Here is a 17,421-nt window from a genome sequence, read left to right as displayed (position 1 = left end):
ATGGAAATAAGCAGCCTGTTTTTTCTATTACTTTTTACGGTGGCGTTTTTGTATGCTTCCGTCGGACACGGCGGTGCCAGTGGTTACCTGGCCCTGATGGCTATATACGGATTTGCTCCGGAAGTGATGAAACCCACCGCCCTGCTGCTGAATCTTTTTGTATCGCTTACCGCCTTCATCCAGTTTTACCGCGGCAGGCATTTTAACTGGAAAATATTTCTGCCCCTGGCACTGGCTTCGATCCCCATGGCTTTCCTGGGCGGGCAAATCAGCCTTGATGCCTCTGTTTATAAAAAAATACTGGGTGTTTTATTGCTGTTCCCGGTAGCGCGATTCTTTTTCCTTCCCCAAAAGGATGAGGAATTACAACAGCCATCAGGAATGTACTGGTCTTTACTGATGGGCGCCGCTATCGGATTTTTATCCGGCTTAATTGGCATTGGCGGCGGAATTATATTATCACCAATCCTCCTGCTGGCAAAGTGGACTAACCAGAAACAAACTGCCGCGATCAGCGCCCTGTTCATTTTCGTAAATTCGTTGTCCGGACTTTTTGGCCAGCTCACCAAGGGTATCCATTTCAGCAGCGACATGATCCTGATGGTGGTGATCGCTTTTGGAGGTGGATTGCTGGGTGCCTGGCTGGGCTCCCTTAAATTCAGGCAGGAAGCCCTTAAATTTATCCTTGCCGGGGTGTTGAGCCTGGCAGCTTTTAAACTATTATTTACAACGGCATGAGTAACCCAGAGATCAGTATCATGGTGTTCGGACAACTGACCGATATTACCGGAACATCCAGTTTACAGGTACCCCTCCAGGCGGACAGTGATTCGATGAAAGCTGAACTGCAGAAGCGGTATCCGGCGCTGGTTTACGCACGTTATATCATGGCAGTGGATAGAAAGCCAGTAACAGGAAATGTTTCATTATCCGGCCAGTCCACCATTGCACTCCTGCCACCATTTTCAGGAGGATGAACATGTCTGTCAGCAATCATATATCGGACAGGTATAACCGCCAGCTCATCCTGAAGGGATTTGGCGAAAAAGCGCAGGAGAAACTTGCCTCAGCAAAAATATTGGTGATCGGCGCCGGAGGACTCGGTTGTCCGGCACTGTTATACCTGGTTGCAGCGGGGGTCGGACAGATAGGAATCGTTGACCACGACCAGGTTTCACTGAGCAACCTGCACCGCCAGGTATTATATGATATGGATGATATCGGGAAGCCAAAGGCTTCCATGGCCGCTTTAAAACTGGGCAGGCTTAATGACCAGGTAACCATCACCCCCCTGCCAATTCGTCTGCAACCAACAAACTGCCTCGGATTACTGGCAGAATATGACATCATCCTTGATGGTACTGATAATTTCGCAGCAAGGTACATGGTAAACGATGCCTGTGTGCTGCTGGATAAACCTTTGGTGTATGGGGCAGTGTCGCAATACGAAGGGCAGGTGGCTATTTTCAATGTGGGCGAAACCCGGACCAACTACCGGGACCTGTTTCCCCATCCTCCGGCTGCGGGTGAGGTCCTGAACTGTGCAGAAGCCGGCGTACTGGGTGTTTTACCCGGCATTATCGGCACCATGCAGGCAGCGGAAGCCATCAAACTGATTACGGGCATTGGTCAGCCGCTTGTTAACCGGCTTTATACCTTTAATGTGCTTGGCTATGACAGTTATGAGCTGATTATTGAGCCGACCCCTCTTTCTGCTTCACTGATACCACCGGATGCTGAGCATTTCAGTGAAACCAACTACGACTGGTTATGCGGCCTGGTGTCAACTGAATTTGAAATAGACAACAGCATTTTCCACAGCCTGCTCAGCAAAGAAAACACCCTGATCATTGATGTTAGGGAGGAAGGTGAAACACCCCTTGCAGATGGATTTCCACACAGGCAGCTTCCACTATCTTTACTGAAGGAAAAATTGCAGGACCTTGAAGCCGAAACCGTGGTATTCTTCTGCCAGTCGGGCAAACGCAGTCTGCAGGCGGCACAATGGTTGAAAGAGATCAATGGTCCGGTAAAAAATATATTTAGTTTACAGGGGGGCATCCTTAACTGGCGGTCACCAATAAGCGAATAATATGGAAAAAAGAAAACCAAGGAACATATTTGTACATGGTGCCATCAGCACCTCCTTCATTGCTGAAAATATTGAAAGGCACCACAGCCGGCATGAGATCGGCGGCCACAGCATTTTCCTGGGACAGGTAAGGGCAGACCAGGTTGAAGGCAAAACAGTTTCCGCTATTGAGTATACTGCATATGAGGAAATGGCCCTGGAAAAAATGCAGGCCATCCGGGATGATATTTTCGGAAAGTATGAACTCACCTGTGCGCACATATACCACAGCCTGGGCAAAGTGGAAGCAGGGGGAATCTGTCTTTTCGTATTCACTTCTTCCGCACACAGGAAACCGGCCATAGAAGCCTGTTCCGAACTGGTGGAGCGAATCAAGGCCGAACTTCCTGTATGGGGAAAAGAATTGTTCGAAGATGCTTCCTATCAATGGAAAGAAAATAAATAGCATGGTAAATATCACCCATAAATCGCCCAGTCTTCGCCAGGCAATCGCCACTGCTGTTTTAAAAGTTTCGGCCCAGGAAACCATTGACGCCATTGTACAGCGGAAAGTGCCCAAGGGCGATGTATTTGAATTTTCACGGGCTGCGGGATTGCTGGCAGTTAAAAAAACCAGTGATGTAATTCCGGATTGCCATCCATTGCCTGTGGAATATACTTCCATTACACATCGCATTGAAGGCCTGACAGTGATCATTAACGTTGAAGTACATACGATTTATAAAACCGGCGTGGAAGTGGAAGCCATGCATGGTGCTTCCGTTGTGGCACTCACCATGTATGATATGCTCAAGCCCATAGACAAGGGAATAGAAATCTCCACCATCAGGCTGGAAGAAAAAAAAGGTGGCAAGTCAGACCTTAAATATGCTTTCCCAAAAACCGTAAAAACGGCTGTCATTATCTGCTCCGACAGTGTTGCAGCGGGCATCAATGATGATTTTACCGGGGAAAGGATGGAGAAAAAATTGTTGAATTACCAGATTGAGCCGGCACTGCGCCAGGCTATACCTGACGACTTCAGCGCCATCCAGGCCAAGGTAAAAGAATTATCTGCCTCCGGTTTCCGGCTGGCATTGTTTGCCGGCGGTACAGGTCTGGGCCCCCGCGACCTTACCCCTGATGCCATAGCCCCGTTGCTAGACCGGGAAGTTCCTGGTATCATGGAAACTGCGCGTAATTACGGTCAGCAAAGAATGCCTTATGCCATGCTATCGCGTGGCGTGGCAGGTTTTATCGGCGATATGCTGGTGCTAACCCTGCCTGGCTCGCCGCGCGGGGCCGAAGAAACAATGGATGCCTTGTTCCCGCAGTTATTACATGTGTTTAAAGTGGCGGAAGGAGAAAGGCATAACTAAATTTGGTAAGCAGGCCTGGTTTCAGGGATGTGACGGATAATGCCTCCGGTCACATGGTAAACCAATAAGTAAACTTCACCACCAGTGCGCGGTTTTTGACCGACATATATTCAGGAAAGTAGTTATCGGTGTAAACAATAAAGAAATCCGAAGCTGGTTTATACCGCCATTGCAACCTGGTATTCAGGTTCACGTTTTTGGTTTGCTCATTGTACTGGCCAAATGCGGTAAAGTATAATTTATTGGTGAAGGTTACGTCCACACGCGGACCAATCAGCCAGTAAGTGCGTTTACCCCAGGGCGTTGGCAGCCGCAGGTCATTGTAGCTGGTACTCATAGTGATACCCACATAGGGCTGGAAACGATACCCCAGTTCATTGGTAACCTGCAGGCGCGTGCCATCGGCAAAGTAGCCGCCATACCGCACCAAAGCCGAATAGGTGAATAAACTCCGGGGTCTGGAGATATATTCAATACTGACATTATTCCACCGATGTTCAGTTCCTGTCTGTAAAGAATCCATTCCTGAATTAGTGGGATCAAATGGCCTCAGCAATTTTACATAATTGCGTGCAACCAGGGCCGTAAGTGTGGCCTGGTTCCGGAAGTTGAACTTATAGGACAGATAGGTTTCGTAATCGGTTTTTTTAAGTTTCTCATCCATGTAATAAACACTCTGGGCAATGGGGCCATGACTCAGTATTTTCCCGGTTTTCGGAAAAAACTGGTAGCCCACCTGGGGGTTCACCCTGATGTAGCCGGTGCGGGGCACATATCCCACTTCTGCCAGGTAATCCTTGCCTACATATTCGTGTTGCCACCCAAGTGCCCATTTCCTGTCGGTATAATTGAGGTTGGCTGCATGGGTGATGGTGCGGCCGCTTGCATTCGGACTGAACGACTTCAATACCAGTGCCTTGCCGGTCCAGAAGTTACCAGGCGATGCCAGGTTGTATTCTATGCCGATATTTCGGTTATAGTTACTGGCTTCAGGCGTAACGGGATCATTGTCGGGTTTATAGTTGATCGATTGCTTATTCATGAAAAGCAACCCTATATTGGAGCGCGAGAATACTTTACGCTGCAGGGAAACCACGGCAAAATTCTGGGCAGGCAGATCCATTTCACCCACAGATTTGGTTTGCATATCCATGATACCGATACGCCAATCCTTGTTGAGTTTGCCACTCAGGCGGGCTCCGAACTGTATGGGCACATTCAGGCCGATACGGCGGGAGAAAAACGGCCGGATATTGGTATATCCGAAATTGCCGAACATATCAGCATTCTCCAGGAAGAATTGCCGTCTTTCGGGAAAGAAGAGTTCAAAACGATCCAGGTTGGTTACCTGCTTATCCACTTCCACCTGTGAGAAATCAGGGTTAACCGTCAGGTCCAGGTTCAGCGCCGAGGTTACTCCGATTTTCACATCTGCGCCAATTTCCTTCTTATAATCTGTAGGGGTTTTATTCTGGTAGTCGTGCGATAAGCCACCAAGCACATAGGGAATCACAGAAATGTTAGCGCCGGTAACGGGGGGAGGCTGGTCCCAAACCAGTGTGCCGGTATAGGCCAGGGATACGGTCGGGAATTGCCTCGGAACCGGTGCCCAGGAAGATTTTTCGGTTGTCTTCAGGTCGTTGCGGCTGAAATTGATCCCCCACTTGTTCATTCCCTTTTTAAACCGGATCGTTTTAAATGGCACTGCCGCTTCAAACACCCAGCGGTCCTCATAATTTTTTACAGATGACACCCATTTGTTATCCCAGCTGAGGTCCATTTTCCCGCCTTCATAAATGATGCCATCCCATTGCGCACCGGCAGCATTGGCCCCGAAAGAAAAGCCATTGGTTCGGTCTTCAAAAGGGTCAAAGAAGAAAAGGAAATTATCGTTCTTCTGAAAGGCAAAATCCCTTCTCAAAGATTCCACCACATAAGGACCGGGCGCGCCATTGTAGCAGATAGCAAGCACATAAAGATTGTGGTCATCATAGGTGATTTTAACCTCGGTCTTCACATTGGCAAAGCTGGTATCCATGGGCAGCACCATAAAAAAATCTCGGGCAGCTTCTGCACCGGCCCAGGTTTGTTCATTGGCCTGGCCATCTATTATAATACGTTCACTTGTTTTTTGAATATGGAGCTGGTACTGTTCGGTATTTTTCTGTGCAGTTCCGGAAATCGCAATAAAAAGGCAACAGAGTAACTGAAGCGGTAGGTATTTATACATGCCTGCTAATCGTAATAAGTAATAAATAATAACCTTAACCTGATGGCAGTCTGTTTCCGGCAGAAAAACCGGCAGTCTGCACTTCATCTTCCAAATATATTTCAGAAACTTTATTTGATCGTGTAAAATATACACTTATAGAGCACCGGCAGCCTGCATCAGCTAAAGCAATAAATATTGTTTACACCACAAATGCTTTTACAAATGACCTAACTTAGGGATCCCCTGTTCATCAAATAATTAATCAGAATACAAGGAACATGAATTTTCGATTGCCTGCCCGCTGCAAAGCCACCACATTGATCCTGGCTGTAATATCAACAGCAATCAACACAGGCATTGCACAAACAACCATTACGAAATGGCCTATGGGTAAATCCGCTGCCATTTCATTGACCTATGACGATGGCAGTATCAACCAGTTTCGGCAGGCCATGCCGATCATGGACAGCCTGGGATTTCCCGGAACTTTTTTCATTGTAACGGGAGCCATTCCCGGGTCAAAATATTCATCGGCATTTATCGGCAGGCCGGTGAAGGATATCATTGAAGAGACCAAAACGCAGGCGACCGGCAAGGATAATTTTTTTGAAAGGGCATCGGCGGTAGGGCATTTGGGGTACAGGGGAACCCTTCAATACCATTTTGAGGCAGGAACCCTTTTTGAACAGGGGAAGTTGGATGAAGCCTACCGGAAGATAGATGAAGCCTACGCCAGGGTGCGAGCGGGTGAGTTTGCAGCAGGAAAGGACACGAGTGGCGAGGCCATGGAATCAGGTTTGAATACCTGGGAAGAATTTCGCAGTTATGCCAAAAAAGGACATGAATTCGGAAGCCACACCATTTCTCATGCCCGGCTGGCGGTACTGGATGAGGTGAACATGTTATACGAACTGGAAAAAAGCAGGGAGGATATCCGCAGCCAGTTGGGAGAACAGCACTGTTTTTCGGCCGAAGGTCCTTTTGGGACAGAAAATGAACGGGTGATGGAAATAGCTTTCCAGCATAAACTATTTCCCGCTCTCAGAAACCGCATGCCACATGAATACCTGGAAGAACTGAACAGGGGCAGCAAAAAAGCGCCGGGGGCCAGTGATAAAGAATATGTGCAATGGCAAAGGGGACCCTTGTCAGCCACGCCAATGGACCTCATGCGATCCTGGATTGACACGCTGGTGGCGCATGACAATATCTGGCTCACCTTGGTTTTCCATGGAGTAAGTGGAATCGGCTGGCAGGCCAAACCAGCGGAGGACCTTGCCGTTTTCTTCGGGCACATCAAGCAACATGAGCAGCATCTCTGGGTGGCTACCTTTGGGGATGCAACACGTTATATGCGGGAAAGAATGGCCTCCACGGTCAGCAGCCAGCAAAATACCGACAGGATCACAGTGAAACTGGAAAATGACCTGGACAAAAAATTGTATTACCTCCCCCTCACCTTAAAGACCTACCTTCCAGACAGCTGGACAGCCATCAGTATCCGCCAGGGGAAAAAAGGCCTGAAACATGTAATTGGCAAAGATCAGCAAGGCCGGTATATCTTATATGAAGCCAGTGCCAACCGGAGGCAGATTGAAATCAGGAGAAAATAACCGGCAACCTGAAAACATCAACTTACCGGTTTGCCCTCTTTATTGATAAAGTATTTTTTGCCGTTTTTGGTTACCTCAGCCTTACCACCTGCAAAATCATTCGCATCATCAAACTGAAGCGGGATGATTTCCTTGCCATTCCGGTCTATATAGCCATATAGTCCCTTTGAATACACTTTGGCAAGACCATCTTCGAAATAGCTGATGCGATCATATTTGGGTGAAAAATATGTTTCATATTGCAGGCTGCCATCATCTTTGAATTGCTGTTTCAATCCCGATTCCTCCCCTGATAAATAAGATCCGCTGGTATACAATTTCCCATCCTTGTAGCGCTTGTAAGGACCATTGTACAATCCATTACTCATGTTTGCCTCGAACTTTAAAAGTTTGTTTTCATAACCCTTGAAAAGTCCCTCCCCCAGTCCGTTTTTTACCGACCCTTCTGAAAATATCTCTCCATTTTCATAATATGATTTAAATGATCCGTTTAATGGCCAATCCAATGCCTTTTTCCCATTTTCATGGTAGGAAGTAATGCTGGAAACCGGTCGACCTGATTTGTATTCTGCAGTGATTTCCGGTATAAGTAAAACATTACTGTCTTTATCAAATTTATAATGGAACCTCTGTTCCATTCCATCCTTCTCAAACATTTTGTCAGTTACGATAAAACTGGTGTTGGATATTACTTTGCCCTTTAATCCATACACGAGCTTCAGGCGGTTTCCGGATTCCAGAATTTCCCTGGTGAAATAAGCAGATTTATCCAGGTTGGAAACCGGCAGACCCTGTTTGTCGTAACTTAACTTTTTCCTTCCAGCCATTCCTTTCTCTATCAACTCCAGTATCCGTTCCGCATTGCCTAATGCCAGATCCTTATCAAGGCCCACATATCCAAAGACGGGAGATAATGAGGCATCACAAAACAACAATAATGGTGTGGCAGTAGTCAGAAGTTTCCCTGCAAAAGCTTCCTGTTTTACTCTCACATGCAGGAACTGTATATTGGCCAGGTCCGGTTCTGTTTTTGAAATGATTTTTTTGTGCTGGCTTTCCTTGTCTTTTTCCCGTATCATTTCATAAACCACCAGCACATTGAATTTCCTGGCAAGTCCCTGTTTATTTAATTCCATTAATATAGCCATGCAAGCGCCGCAAAAATCGTAGGTGCTAACCAGCAATAAAGGTTTTCCCCTGTGGTGGATATTTTGGCGTATATATTCAGCAAGGGGTTTTGTTTTGCCCGACATATCTTCTACCTCCACATCTGGCAGGCTTTTATTGTTGAGGATACGGGTGTCATCCAGGCTGAATTGACTTAACCTGGAAAACCGGGGATATTGCTGAAGTTCCTGGGCGGAAATTTCATGAGTGAGGACTAATAGAAGCAGGGTGGCAAAGAAACATTTCATCTTGATAACTTTCGGTTCTGTATAATACGAATATTCCGGTAATTGATTGCGTAATACCAATTGCACCTGCCATGATTCTTATATTTTAATTTTCACAATGCATGGAAATGACTAACTTTTATGGTCATTATTTCTAATTCTTTTCCCTTTGAAGCTGGATTCATTCAACTAAAAAATCATTACTATGATTGATTCAGCCAAACAGCCAGCGATTATTGCCACAGACACCTTATACCAGCGGATGGGTGGAGAGGAAGGAATTGCAAGTTTTGTAGACAGTGTGGTGGAAGCACATGTAATGAACCCTGTCATCAGGCCCAGGTTTCTGCCTTACCTGGATTCACCAGATAAAGTTGCCCTGATTAAAAAACATTTTTGCGAATTCCTGGGCGTGGGTTGTGGTGGACCGGAAACATATTCAGGCAGGGATATGATCAGCGTTCACAAGGGGATGAATATTAGTGAAGCAGAGTATATGGCGGCAATAGACGACATTCTCAGTGTATTGGAGCAAAGGCAGGCAAATGAACTAACCAAACAGGAAATCCTGTATATGGCCTATTCGGTGAAAAACCAGATTTTACACGTCTGAAGGCTTATTCACAACCCAGCAACTCACACAACTTTTCATGCAGTTGCTCGCCACGAAGGTTTTTTGCGATAATGATGCCGTTGGGGTCTAACAACAGGTTCTGTGGAATGGATTGGATCTTGTATTTGACTGCAACCTCATTTTGCCAGTATTTGAGATCGCTTAGATGTGTCCAGTTGAGCCGGTCATCTGCGATAGCCTTTATCCAGCGTGCACGGTTGTTATCGAGCGACACTCCCAGTACGGTGAAGTTTTTAGCCCTGAAACGCTCATAAGCGCTTACCACATTCGGATTTTCCTGACGGCAGGGTCCGCACCAGCTCGCCCAGAAATCAACCAGTACGTATTTACCTTTGAAAGAGGACAGGGCAACCTGGTTACCTGCCGTATCAGCCTGGATAAAATCCAGTGCGGGTGCGCCTATGCGACCAATCTTGCTGTCTGCAATACGGTCAGCAAGAAATTTTCCATAGAAGCTCGATTGAACTTTTGGTGCCATCCCTTCAAAACTTCTCTCCACCCTCACCATATCATCTACCACCTGCATCAGGGTAGCCCACATAAAAGGAGCGATGTTTTCATCCTTATGCTCTGTAGCAAAGGTATCTGCTGCCATACCCAGTTCCTGAACCAGTGATTTATACACTGTCATCAGGCTATCGTTTACCCCTGTCTTGTTAGCCGTTTCACTTAACTGGGAATATCGCCGGAAAAAAGGATCAAAACGCTGCTGAAATGCCTGGAATGACGAATGGGCAGGTGATCCGGTCAGTTTTATCTGCTGTATTTCATCAATATTCCCTGACAGCTCCATTTTATCATTATCAATGAAGAGCAATCCCTTTTTTCCTGACGGTGAAAAACTGATATTGTACAATTTGCTTTCGGGCAGATTACCTTTCAGAATGAAATCCTGCTTACGGGATATGGCACGGGCGAGGGTATCACCCTCCTTGTCCGGGTTGGTAAGGTAGACGCCTGATTTGTCGGCCAACCCTGTCAATTTCCCCTTTATGGTGAAACCATTTTTTTGTGCCATTGCAAATGCTGGCAGCAACAATATCAGGACAAAAATTTGTTTCATAGACGGGGCCTTTTTCTGAGTTCGGTGGATTTTATTTGGAATGACGGTCCTTTAACACATCAATCACATCCTGCAAGCTAAAACCTTTGGCGTTAAGTAAAAGCAAATAATGGAACATGAGGTCGGCGGCCTCGTTCAGGAACAGGTTATCATTGTCATCCTTGGCCTCAATTACCAATTCAACAGCCTCTTCCCCAACCTTTTGCGCGATCTTATTAATGCCTCTTGACATCAGTTTCGACACATAGGATGTGTCGGGAGAAGCCTGTTTGCGCAGGTCAATGATATCTTCCAGGTAAAACAGAAAATCTTCCTGGTGATTCCTTTCGCTCCAGCAGGTATCTGCACCGGTATGGCAGGTGGGGCCCACCGGATGAACTTTGATCAGCAGGGTATCGTTATCGCAATCAACCGACATGGATTTTAATTCCAGAAAATTACCGCTCTCCTCCCCTTTTGTCCATAGCCTTTGTTTGGAGCGGCTGTAAAATGTAACCTTGCCGGTGGATTCGGTTTGGTTCAGGGCGTCCTGGTTCATATAACCCAGCATCAATACTTTTTGTGTCTGGTGATCCTGTATAATGGCAGGAACCAGGCCATCGGGAAATTTCTGGAAATCAACTTTCATGGGTCAAATTTAATCAATTTCTTAGTTGGCAGGCCGCACGGGAATCCCCTTTTCGGCCAGGTAATCCTTCAGTTCGGGAATACCCACTTCTTTAAAATGGAATATGCTTGCTGCCAGCGCCGCGTCGGCATGCGCCTGTTCGAATACATCCACAAAATGTGACATGGTACCACCACCGCCACTGGCAATAACGGGAACGGATAACCGATCTGCCAACAGCCGGGTGATATCCATCGCAAATCCCTGTTTGGTGCCGTCGTGGTTCATGGAAGTCAGCAGGATCTCTCCAGCCCCCAGTTCAACGCCCTTCACAGCCCAGTCAATGCATTTCATATCGGTTTTCGTCCGGCCCCCATTCAGGTAAACATACCACTCGCCATCGTCTTCCCGGCGGGTATCAATGGCCAGCACCACACACTGGCTGCCAAATTCCTTTTCAAGCTCCCTGATCAGTTCCGGCCTTTTAAATGCAGCCGTATTAACGGATATTTTATCGGCACCGTTCTGCAGCAGCACACGCACATCTTCCACACTACTGATACCGCCACCAACTGTAAACGGTATATTGATCTGGTGGCTGATCCTGTTTACCAGTTCAACCAGTGTTTTTCTTTTTTCAACGGTTGCTGTGATATCCAGGAACACGAGTTCATCAGCGCCCTGTTGGGCGTATAACCTGCCCAGTTCCACCGGATCTCCGGCATCCCGCAGGTCCACAAAATTGGTTCCCTTTACCGTTCTTCCGTCTTTGATATCCAGACAGGGAATGATTCTTTTTGTAAGCACTGTTTATTATTTATGGCCGTCATATCGGGCGATACACCCGGCCTGTTAAGCTAAAAAATCTACTCTATGCAAAAGTCCTGAGTTCCTTCAGCGTGATGCGGTTTTCATAAATCGCCTTACCGACAATGACGCCACTGCAGCCGATCTCAGCCAGTTGGAGAAGGTCATCCATCTTGCTGACACCACCACTTGCGATGAAATGAAGTCCCGGGAATTTACCCAAAATGTTTTTATACAGTTCCAGTGAGGGGCCTTCCAGTTTGCCATCCTTGCTGACATCCGTACAAAACAATTGTTTCACCCCATATCCCAGGTATTTTTCAATAAAATCATAGATCCATACATCCGTGGTCTCCAGCCAGCCACTAACGGCAATTTTTTCATCTTTGACATCTGCTCCGAGCAGGAATCTATCTGCGCCGTACTTGTTCAGCCATTGTACAAACCCGGCCTCATCTTTTACAGCCATGCTGCCAATGGTAGCCAGGGCTGCTCCGGAATCAAAAACGATGCTGAGGTCCTGTTCTCTTTTAATGCCGCCGCCAAAATCAATGACCATCGCGGTTTTGGCAGCAATCTGTTCCAGCACCTTCCAGTTTTTTACGGCACCTGCTTTTGCACCATCGAGGTCTACCAGGTGCAGTCTTTTCAGTCCTGAATCCTCAAACTGTTTGGCCACTTCAAGCGGATGCTCATTATAAATCGTTTTCTGTGCATAATCGCCCTGGGTCAGCCGCACACATTTTCCGTCGATAATATCAATTGCGGGAATAATCTCCATTTTATTAAAGCGCTTTAAATTCTTTTATAAGGTTAGACGGGAATATCTGTTTGACAGCATCCAGCACTGCATTCAATGCGATTTCAATATCCGTGTCTGTGGTGCGGTAATTCACCAGTGCAGCGCGGATACAGGGTTCCCCGTTATACACCGTTGGTGTCATGAACAACTTGCCTTCTTCATTCAGTTTTTTCAGTAAGGTGGTGGTTTGCAGGTGATTGGCGTGGTCCGGATGAATCCTGAAACATACCGTATTCAGCCTGACAGGCGCTGCCAGCTGGAAATAACCGGTTGCCACCAGTTTTCCGGCAAATAAATTTGCGAGCCGGATATTGTTCTCCACCAATTGCTGATAGCCTTTTCTTCCATAGGCCATCAGGGTAAACCAGACAGGCAGTGCGCGAAAGCGGCGTGAATTTTCAGGACCATAATTCAGGTAATTAAACTGTTCCCAGGGATTACCCAGGTAAGGCGCTGAAGAATTCTGGAAGGTCTGCATCTGTAAAGCTGCATGTTCTTTACGGGTAAAGATCATTGCGTTGTCATAAGGCACATTCAGCCATTTGTGAAAATCGATTGTAATGCTGTCGGCATGTTCCCAACCTTTCAGCAAATGCCTGAACTGGTCACTGCAGGCAGCGAAACCTCCGAATGCGGCATCCACATGTATCCAGCAATTGTATTCAGCTCTGATGGCTTCAAGAACGGAAAGATCATCAAAATCAACGCTGTTAACAGTTCCGCCGCTGGCCACAATAATAAAGGGTTTGTTTTTGTCAGCGGGCAACAGGGATTTCAATGCTTCCATATCCATGGCTTCCCGCCCTGGCAGGCAGGGTACCAGGGTAAGATTGGAACTTCCCATTCCCAGCATTGACATAGCCTTGATGGTACTGGAGTGTGCTGTGGCAGTATAAACAGGAATTTTCTCCTGAATCCCCTCCCGGGCGATATCGATTCCTTTCTGGTGTCCGTACCACTGGCGGGCTACTGCCATCCCGGAAAAATTTGACATGGTGGCACCTGTTACACAACCGCCCATAAATTCATCCGGCAGCCCAAACAGTTCGAGCAGCAGCTTAACTGTTTGTATTTCAAGTAGGGCGGAACAGTCTCCTGCCCCGGTGGTATTCTGGGTGTTCTGGTCGAATACCGACGTAAGCCAGTCGCCCATGATCGAAGCGGGTGTGGACCCTCCGGTAACAAAGCCCCAGTACCGCGGACCTGATGATGCCACAATATTGGGAAGGAAAATTCTTTCAAAGAGTTCCTGGGTGGAAAGCGCTCCCATTCCCCGTTCCGGCAGGTTTGGCCAATCGACCGAAGGGGCGGCCACTGCCGTTGGTCTTTCATTAAGTGAAGACAGATATCTTTCGCTTAATTGCTCCGCAGCGTGCAATATGTTTTTAATATCTGCCAGATCTTCTGATAACATAGGATGGTGTAAAGTATGTGGAGGAAGGGTTAAATTTTTTCAATGAAGTTTTGAAGTATCCGCTCACCCACAGCGGCAGATTTTTCAGGGTGAAACTGCACCCCGTAAAAATTATCACGGTGCAATGCCGCACTATATGGACTGATATAATCGGTTACAGCGATGGTGTGTTCTCCCAGGGCAGCATAATAACCATGTACAAAATAACAGTAACTATTATCAGCAACCTGGTCAAAAAGTGGTGTCTTCAATTGTGAAATACTGTTCCAGCCAATCTGTGGAATTTTAAAGCGTTGGTCCGGACCATTCCGGAATGATTTCACCTGTTCATCAAAGATTCCCAGGCAGGCAGTATCATTCTCTTCCGACCAGGAGCACATCAGTTGCATGCCCAGGCAGATGCCCAATACGGGTTGTTTCAGCCCCAGGATAAGTTGATCCAGCTTCCTTTCCTGCAGGTAACGCATGGCACTGCTTGCCTCCCCTACGCCGGGAAAGATGACTTTATCTGCCCGCTGTAAAAGTTCCGGTTCATCGGTAACGGTTGCAGTGGTGCCAATTCGTTCCAGTGCATACAACACACTCTGGATATTGCCTGCATTGTATTTTACTATTGCCAGTTCCATTAAAATTCATTTTCCCTGTCCTCATGACAGGATATTTGTAATAATCGTTGCCAGGTCTTATGCCAGCACTCCGGACAGAAAATTCTTTATCCCGGTTTTCACATCTTCAGAGCCATTCAATGCTTTAATGAAGGCCGATCCTATAATGGCTCCATTGGCGTTTTCACAGGCTGCGTCAAAACTTTCCCTGTCCTTTATCCCAAATCCAACCATCACGGGGTTTTTCAGTTTGTAATTGCGTAAGCGTTGCAGGTAGCTGTTCACATCTCCCATCTCTTTATTGCTGCCGGTGGTGGAAGAAGAGGACACCGCATATAAAAACCCGCTGCTCAACTGGTCCAGTTTTCGCACCCTCTGTTCGGATGTTTCCGGCGTCACCAGGAAGATAAAATCCAGTCCGTACTGTTTCACGATGGCGCCATATTCTGTTTCAAACTCATATTCGGGCAGGTCGGGAAGGATGAGTCCGTCCACTCCCGCTGCTGCGGCATCTTTGCAAAAACGTTCAAAGCCATATTGCAGCACCGGGTTCATGTATCCCATCAGTATAACCGGAACGGATATCCGCTTTCTGAAATCCTTCAGTTGTTCAAACAGCCTGGCGATGGTCATACCGTTGGCAAGAGCTACTGAGCTGCTTTCCTGGATAACGGGTCCGTCTGCAAGCGGATCACTGTATGGCATCCCAAGTTCAATCAGGTCGGCCCCATACTCCTGCAGGGCTTCCATCACTTCCAGCGTACTGTCAGGACCCGGATAACCTGCCGTACAGTACACATTGAGCACCCGGTTGGGTTTAACTGCAAAAAGTTCTTTTATCCTGCTCATATTATTTTATTCATTTTATTCCCGATTATTCTCCCAGCATTTCCATTTGTTTCATATAAGTGGCGAGGTCCTTATCTCCCCTGCCGGAAAGGCAAAGCACCACCTGGTCGGTGGGTTTCAATTCCAGCCTGTTCAATGCTGCAAATGCATGTGCAGTTTCCAGGGCGGGAATAATCCCTTCCAGCCGGGCTACCTCAAATGCAGCGCGCATCGCTTCTTCATCCGTTGCACTCATGAAATGCCCACGTCCGCTGTCGAACAAATGGGCATGTAAAGGGCCGATTCCGGGATAGTCCAATCCGGCTGATATGCTGTGTGGTTCAATCACCTGGCCATCTTCCGTTTGCATCAGCAGGCTTTTGCTGCCATGGAGGATGCCTGGTTTACCAAGTGCTGTGGTTGCTGCACTCAAGCCACTGTTCACGCCATGTCCGGCTGCTTCTACGGCTACCAACTGTACGGACAATTCATCCAGGTAATGGTAAAATGCCCCGGCTGCATTGCTTCCGCCACCCACACAGGCAATAACATGTGTAGGCAATTCTGAACCTGTTTTTTCCTTTAACTGCCAGCGGGTTTCTTCGCTGATTACGCTCTGGAAACGGGCCACCATATCGGGGTAAGGATGCGGCCCCACCACACTTCCGATGATATAATGCGTGTCTTTCGGATTGTTGATCCAGTCGCGGATGGCTTCATTGGTGGCGTCTTTCAGGGTTTTACTGCCACTGGTGGCGGGAACTACCTTAGCCCCAAGCATACGCATTCTTGCCACATTGGGTGCCTGTCTTTCGATGTCTTTTTCGCCCATATAAACAATACACTCAATTCCTTTCAGGGCACAGACCGTAGCAGTTGCCACACCATGCTGTCCGGCACCGGTTTCGGCTATGATCCTTGTTTTCCCCAGTCGGAGTGCCAGCAATATCTGCCCGATGGTATTATTTATTTTATGTGCCCCGGTATGGCAGAGATCCTCGCGCTTGAGGTATATATTGGTACTGAATTGTTCACTAAGACGTTTGGCATAATATAACGGTGTGGGGCGACCGACGTAATCACGCAGCAGGTCGCGAAACTCGAGCTGAAACCCGGGCTCCTGCATGATCTCCAGGTAACGCTGCTGCAATTCCTCCACATTGGGATGCAGCATTTCAGGGATAAAGGCCCCACCGAATTTTCCGTAATATCCCTGCGGTGAGGGAGTCTGGTATGATGTTGTTGGCATATTCTAGATTTTTTTTGGCTCTACTATTTCAGCCCCTCGATGAATTTTTTCACTTTTTGCAGGTCTTTTACACCCGGACTCGTTTCAAATTTGCTGTTGATATCAATGGCGAAAAGTCCTTTTGCTTCGGGGTGGCTGGCAAATTCATTCAGGGCCGCTTCATCGCCAGGCTCAATGCCACCACTCAGGAAATATGGCTTTCCGATATTCTGGTCTTTCAATACATTCCAGTCGAATTTTTTCCCGGTACCTCCATAACCAACACCCATCGTATCAAAAAGGAACATATCACAGACATCGAGGTAAGGCTTAACCATCCATTCTATACTATCGTTGTCGCTCAGCCGAAATGCCTTTACCACCGAAACGTAATCGGCAATCTTTTCGCAATACCTGGGCGTTTCATCGCCATGTAACTGTACCATATGAAGCCTGCATTCATCCACCATCTGTAACACTTCCTCTGCACCGGAATTCACAAAGACTCCCACTTTATTGATATTGTTTTCCTTCTTCAAGTCATTCGTGGTGAGATACCTCAACACATAGCGGGGACTCCGCGGATAAAAAATAAATCCAGCAAATGACACACCCAGGCCTTGCAATTGGTCAACCTGTTCTATTTGTGTCATTCCACATACTTTAACTCTCATACAGTGCCTCAGATTTTAAGTGTTAACGGATACTGGAAGCAATCGCTTTTAAAAGTCTGTCCAAAGGATATCCGGCCATTGTCAGCTGGC

At 47.2% G+C, this 17,421-nt stretch carries 18 protein-coding genes; 7 read left to right on the top strand and 11 right to left on the bottom strand.

Going from position 1 to position 17,421, the window contains the following annotated elements:
• Genes BC349_RS15235 through moaCB form a run of 5 tightly spaced genes read left to right on the top strand, consistent with a single transcriptional unit; the run spans position 1 to position 3,450 of the window.
• Positions 1-738, top strand: a complete 738-nt coding sequence (locus BC349_RS15235) for a sulfite exporter TauE/SafE family protein (RefSeq protein WP_187257627.1) — start codon at positions 1-3, stop codon at positions 736-738.
• Positions 735-977 carry a MoaD/ThiS family protein gene (locus BC349_RS15230; RefSeq protein ID WP_187257626.1) on the top strand — a complete coding sequence of 81 codons (243 nt, stop codon included), beginning with the start codon at positions 735-737 and terminating at the stop codon, positions 975-977. The genes BC349_RS15235 and BC349_RS15230 overlap by 4 nt, the downstream gene beginning before the upstream one ends.
• Entirely contained in the window at positions 974-2,092 is a 1,119-nt protein-coding gene (locus BC349_RS15225; RefSeq protein WP_246456985.1) for a HesA/MoeB/ThiF family protein, read from the top strand. Before BC349_RS15230 ends, BC349_RS15225 begins: the two co-directional genes overlap by 4 nt.
• Position 2,093: 1 nt before the next feature.
• Positions 2,094-2,537: a molybdenum cofactor biosynthesis protein MoaE gene (locus tag BC349_RS15220; RefSeq protein WP_187257625.1), complete on the top strand. Its 444-nt coding sequence runs from the start codon at positions 2,094-2,096 to the stop codon at positions 2,535-2,537.
• Position 2,538: 1 nt separating this feature from the next.
• Complete coding sequence (moaCB, locus tag BC349_RS15215) at positions 2,539-3,450, top strand: bifunctional molybdenum cofactor biosynthesis protein MoaC/MoaB (RefSeq protein ID WP_187257624.1); 912 nt, start codon at positions 2,539-2,541, stop codon at positions 3,448-3,450.
• 49 nt (positions 3,451-3,499) lie between these two features.
• Here moaCB and BC349_RS15210 read toward each other — a convergent pair whose 3' ends face one another.
• Complete coding sequence (locus BC349_RS15210) at positions 3,500-5,680, bottom strand: DUF5916 domain-containing protein (RefSeq protein ID WP_187257623.1); 2,181 nt, start codon at positions 5,678-5,680, stop codon at positions 3,500-3,502.
• Between the two features lie 260 nt (positions 5,681-5,940).
• Here BC349_RS15210 and BC349_RS15205 point away from each other — a divergent pair, with 260 nt between their 5' ends.
• A complete protein-coding gene (locus BC349_RS15205; protein ID WP_187257622.1) occupies positions 5,941-7,275 on the top strand; it encodes a polysaccharide deacetylase family protein in 1,335 nt (444 codons plus the stop codon).
• 17 nt (positions 7,276-7,292) lie between these two features.
• On the opposite strand, the gene BC349_RS15200 is transcribed toward BC349_RS15205, so the two are convergent.
• A complete protein-coding gene (locus tag BC349_RS15200; protein ID WP_187257621.1) occupies positions 7,293-8,690 on the bottom strand; it encodes a WG repeat-containing protein in 1,398 nt (465 codons plus the stop codon).
• Positions 8,691-8,874: 184 nt separating this feature from the next.
• On the opposite strand from BC349_RS15200, the gene BC349_RS15195 reads away from it, so the two are divergent.
• On the top strand, positions 8,875-9,282 hold the full coding sequence (locus tag BC349_RS15195) for a group I truncated hemoglobin (RefSeq protein WP_187257620.1): 408 nt from the start codon (positions 8,875-8,877) through the stop codon (positions 9,280-9,282).
• A gap of 4 nt (positions 9,283-9,286) precedes the next feature.
• Here BC349_RS15195 and BC349_RS15190 read toward each other — a convergent pair whose 3' ends face one another.
• From BC349_RS15190 to BC349_RS15150, 9 genes are all read right to left on the bottom strand, one after another.
• A complete protein-coding gene (locus BC349_RS15190; protein ID WP_187257619.1) occupies positions 9,287-10,366 on the bottom strand; it encodes a TlpA disulfide reductase family protein in 1,080 nt (359 codons plus the stop codon).
• A gap of 31 nt (positions 10,367-10,397) precedes the next feature.
• A complete protein-coding gene (hisIE, locus tag BC349_RS15185; protein ID WP_187257618.1) occupies positions 10,398-10,994 on the bottom strand; it encodes a bifunctional phosphoribosyl-AMP cyclohydrolase/phosphoribosyl-ATP diphosphatase HisIE in 597 nt (198 codons plus the stop codon).
• A gap of 21 nt (positions 10,995-11,015) precedes the next feature.
• Positions 11,016-11,780, bottom strand: coding sequence for an imidazole glycerol phosphate synthase subunit HisF (gene hisF / locus BC349_RS15180; RefSeq protein ID WP_187257617.1), 765 nt, complete (start codon positions 11,778-11,780; stop codon positions 11,016-11,018).
• 64 nt (positions 11,781-11,844) lie between these two features.
• On the bottom strand, positions 11,845-12,561 hold the full coding sequence (gene hisA, locus BC349_RS15175; RefSeq protein WP_187257616.1) for a 1-(5-phosphoribosyl)-5-[(5-phosphoribosylamino)methylideneamino]imidazole-4-carboxamide isomerase: 717 nt from the start codon (positions 12,559-12,561) through the stop codon (positions 11,845-11,847).
• A 4-nt stretch (positions 12,562-12,565) separates the two neighbouring features.
• A complete protein-coding gene (locus tag BC349_RS15170; protein ID WP_187257615.1) occupies positions 12,566-13,996 on the bottom strand; it encodes a pyridoxal phosphate-dependent decarboxylase family protein in 1,431 nt (476 codons plus the stop codon).
• A 29-nt stretch (positions 13,997-14,025) separates the two neighbouring features.
• Entirely contained in the window at positions 14,026-14,622 is a 597-nt protein-coding gene (gene hisH / locus BC349_RS15165; protein WP_187257614.1) for an imidazole glycerol phosphate synthase subunit HisH, read from the bottom strand.
• A 57-nt stretch (positions 14,623-14,679) separates the two neighbouring features.
• Positions 14,680-15,450, bottom strand: coding sequence for a tryptophan synthase subunit alpha (gene trpA / locus BC349_RS15160; RefSeq protein ID WP_187257613.1), 771 nt, complete (start codon positions 15,448-15,450; stop codon positions 14,680-14,682).
• A gap of 25 nt (positions 15,451-15,475) precedes the next feature.
• On the bottom strand, positions 15,476-16,678 hold the full coding sequence (gene trpB, locus BC349_RS15155) for a tryptophan synthase subunit beta (protein ID WP_187257612.1): 1,203 nt from the start codon (positions 16,676-16,678) through the stop codon (positions 15,476-15,478).
• Between the two features lie 23 nt (positions 16,679-16,701).
• Positions 16,702-17,331, bottom strand: coding sequence for a phosphoribosylanthranilate isomerase (locus BC349_RS15150; RefSeq protein WP_187257611.1), 630 nt, complete (start codon positions 17,329-17,331; stop codon positions 16,702-16,704).
• Between the last annotated feature and the right edge of the window lie 90 nt (positions 17,332-17,421).

It is taken from the genome of Flavihumibacter stibioxidans, from assembly GCF_014332695.1.
GTDB classification, from domain to species: Bacteria; Bacteroidota; Bacteroidia; order Chitinophagales; family Chitinophagaceae; genus Flavihumibacter; species Flavihumibacter stibioxidans.
This window is presented reverse-complemented; position numbering and strand designations above follow the sequence as displayed.